Origin of the sequence: Dysgonomonas sp. Shenzhen-Wh21 (assembly GCF_043392705.1) — a bacterium.
Classification (GTDB): domain Bacteria; phylum Bacteroidota; class Bacteroidia; order Bacteroidales; family Dysgonomonadaceae; genus Dysgonomonas.
Window position 1 is genome coordinate 1 of the sequence record NZ_JAIXHZ010000191.1, and the last position, 3,016, is coordinate 3,016.

The 3,016-nt window shown below is 36.5% G+C and carries 5 protein-coding genes; all 5 read left to right on the forward strand.

Translation table 11 applies throughout. The features are described from left to right. The first annotated feature begins 239 nt into the window (after window positions 1-239). Window positions 240-644, forward strand: coding sequence for a VOC family protein (locus tag LDB17_RS13435; RefSeq protein ID WP_252637513.1), 405 nt, complete (start codon window positions 240-242; stop codon window positions 642-644). A gap of 9 nt (window positions 645-653) precedes the next feature. Beyond that, window positions 654-1,595, forward strand: a complete 942-nt coding sequence (locus LDB17_RS13440; protein ID WP_252637515.1) for a YafY family protein — start codon at window positions 654-656, stop codon at window positions 1,593-1,595. Continuing rightward, complete coding sequence (locus LDB17_RS13445) at window positions 1,592-2,065, forward strand: GyrI-like domain-containing protein (protein ID WP_252637517.1); 474 nt, start codon at window positions 1,592-1,594, stop codon at window positions 2,063-2,065. Before LDB17_RS13440 ends, LDB17_RS13445 begins: the two co-directional genes overlap by 4 nt. Window positions 2,066-2,148: 83 nt before the next feature. Then, window positions 2,149-2,625: a YdeI/OmpD-associated family protein gene (locus tag LDB17_RS13450; RefSeq protein WP_252637519.1), complete on the forward strand. Its 477-nt coding sequence runs from the start codon at window positions 2,149-2,151 to the stop codon at window positions 2,623-2,625. A 12-nt stretch (window positions 2,626-2,637) separates the two neighbouring features. After that, the coding region (locus LDB17_RS13455) for a DUF3788 family protein (protein ID WP_393925078.1) at window positions 2,638-3,016 on the forward strand (379 nt) is incomplete at its 3' end.

Consider the following 3,016-nt stretch of genomic DNA (forward strand, 5'->3'; position numbering starts at 1 on the left):
CTATTATTTAGTAAATAAACGTAAATTTTAATACAATTTCCCATAGAAACATTTATCATCCATGTAACTTACTGTTAGTGAATTCAAAAGATTATAAATACTAATTTTTAGTATTGTGTTCTCTTCTATATCTTTACTATACCTTTATATTTTTTACAATTGAAAAAACTTGCTGACATACTGTTGTCATAATGGGGTGATACATTTGCATTGTAGTTAAATTTTAAAACATCAGAATTATGAAAATCAAACCTTACCTGTCATTTAATGGCAATGCAGAAGAAGCACTTAACTTTTATACCGAAGTATTTAATGGTACTGTCGGAGAAATTTTTCGCTATGGAGAATATCAGGCAATGGAAAGTCCTGCCGAATACAAAGACAAGATAATCCATTCCGACCTTGACTTTAATGGCTGTACTATAAGCATGGCCGATATTTTACCAGACACAAAGGCTAACTTTGGTTCTTTGGGGCATACACTCACTATATTCTGTGACACAGAAGAACAACTGAAAGACATTTATACTAAATTAGACGTAGGTGGGCAAATAAAATGTAAACTTAGCCAACCACCTTATGCCAAACTTTATGCCGAGATTATCGATAAATTTGGCGTACTTTGGGCATTGATTATAGAGTAAAATGATAACATGAATAAAGAATTAAATCGACTTGATCGCATATCGGCACTACTGATACAATTACAGTCACGACCCGTTGTTAAAGCGTCTGAAATGGCAGAACGCTTCGACGTGAGCCTGCGCACAATATATCGTGACATGCATACATTGTCTGAAGCTGGAGTGCCGATATGCGGAAATTCGGGAGTTGGTTATTCTTTAATAGAAGGCTACAGGCTACCTTCGCTCATGTTTACCAAAGAGGAAGCAATTGCTTTCCTCACAGCCGAAAAAATTATCGAGCAACTTACCGATACCCAAAACAGCAACTACTTTCGCCAGGGAATGGATAAGATACGAGCTGCTTTACGATCTGTGGACAAGAAATATCTCCACGATATGGACGACAGTATAGCGGTATATAAAAGCAGGAATGCAGGAGAAAGTCTACCGAATATAATGCAAACGATCTTAAATAGTATAAACGACAAGTTGGTCATAGAAGTAGATTACACGAATGCAGACGAAAGTAAGACCAGAAGAGCATTGGAAGCTGTGGGCATAACTTATTCATACCCTCGCTGGTATCTATCCGCTTGGTGTCACTTACGAAAAAGCTACCGAATATTCAGGCTTGATCGTATAGGCAACATAAAAACAACAGAAGATAAGCATACAAAAGTTCATCCTGCTCTGGGATCGCTTCTCGGATGTGATGATCCTCAATGTTTGACCGAAGTTGTTTTACGTACAAGTAAAGAGGTCTCTAAACATTTTGCCGACCGATGCTATTTTATGGGACTGACCGAAGAGAAAGAACTCGCCGACGGACGGATAGAACAAACCTACATGGCTTACTCACTCGAAGGACTCGCTAGATGGGTGTTGGCAAACGCCGATACAACAACAGTTGTTAAACCCGTTGAAATAAAAGAGATTATTAAACAAATTATTGAAAAATTAGAGTTATGAAAATAAATAGCACAGAGATAAAAAATCTCGAACCGATAAAGACAATTGCAATTTCGCATACAGGAGATTATTCAGGTATTGGAAACGTATTTGAGAAATTAGCCGCATGGGCTGGAGCCAATAATCTTTGGGAGGCTTCTCCTAAAATGGCCGGAGTTTATCATGATGATCCAATGAATACCCCTGTCGAAAAATTACGTTCGGAAGCCTGTTTGGAAGATCTTTCAGGCATCGAACCCGAAGATGGGATGAAACGCTATACAATAACTGGTGGCAAATATTTCGTAATGCAGGTAGAGGTCACAATGGCCGAATATGATGAAGCCTGGAAGAAGATATATGTTGATATTAACGAAAAAGGATATGAATGTGACTCAAGAGATCACTATGAGTTATATCTGAGTTGTGCCGGCGACGTTCAAGATCCCAATGCTCCATGGATAGTAGAATTACGCATTCCTGTGAAATGAACACTTTCACAACAAAATTACAATATGTAGAATAGCTGTGTAGTATATGTTTAGCACAGCTATTTTTATATTATCTTTAAAAGATGGAAACAGAAACACCCTTAGTAGATAAAGACTATCTATTATTAAAAACTGAAGGTAAAGGAGCTTGGACTTTTGTTGAAATACCTGAAATACCCATGCCTAAAACATCTTTTGGAATGCTAAAAGTAAAGGGAAAAATAGATGATTATGCGTTTTCCAATACACACCTAATGCCTATTGGAAATGGACATGTGGGTTTGGCTGTTAGAGCTGAAATAAGGAAAAAGATAAAAAAGCAAGCGGGAGATATAGTACATATCACTATTTACGAAGACAAAACATCTTTAATAATCCCTCAGGAATTACTTCTGTGTTTGGAATATGAAGATGGAGTTCTTGAAAAATTTGAAATTTATACTGAGGGGCAGAAAAAAGCATTTATAAATTGGATTAATTCTGCGAAAAGGGAACAAACGAAAGCAGATCGAATTGCCAAAACTATCAACATGATACAAAAAGGAGAGAAATTCTATTGACCAATATAAACGATGGAAGCACAAATGCTATTAAGAGATGCGGATATATTCCCATCAAACAAGAATCTTGAAGAAGCACTGGGTGAAGGGTTCAACATATTAGTGTCTTTTCTTAAAACTATTACAAACAACGAATATGCTCTAACCCTAGAATGGAGATACTATAATGATGGTAAAGCATGGCTAGGTAAGGCAGTGTATAAGAAAAAAACTATCTTTTGGCTTTCTATATGGGAACGCTTTTTCAAAACGAGCTTCTTTTTTACGGAAAAGCACCTTGAAGCAATTGCAGAACTTGATATTTCGGAAACAATCAAAGATGAATTTACCAAAGCAAAAACTATTAGGAAACTAATTCCGATGATTTTTGATGTAAATAAAGCGAATCAGC

Excerpts from the sequence above, each read along its gene's own strand:
- LDB17_RS13440 (WP_252637515.1), top strand. The coding sequence starts at position 654 with ATGAATAAAGAATTAAATCGACTTGATCGCATATCGGCACTACTGATA.
- LDB17_RS13450 (WP_252637519.1), top strand. The coding sequence starts at position 2,149 with ATGGAAACAGAAACACCCTTAGTAGATAAAGACTATCTATTATTAAAA.
- LDB17_RS13435 (WP_252637513.1), top strand. The coding sequence starts at position 240 with ATGAAAATCAAACCTTACCTGTCATTTAATGGCAATGCAGAAGAAGCA.
- LDB17_RS13445 (WP_252637517.1), top strand. The coding sequence starts at position 1,592 with ATGAAAATAAATAGCACAGAGATAAAAAATCTCGAACCGATAAAGACA.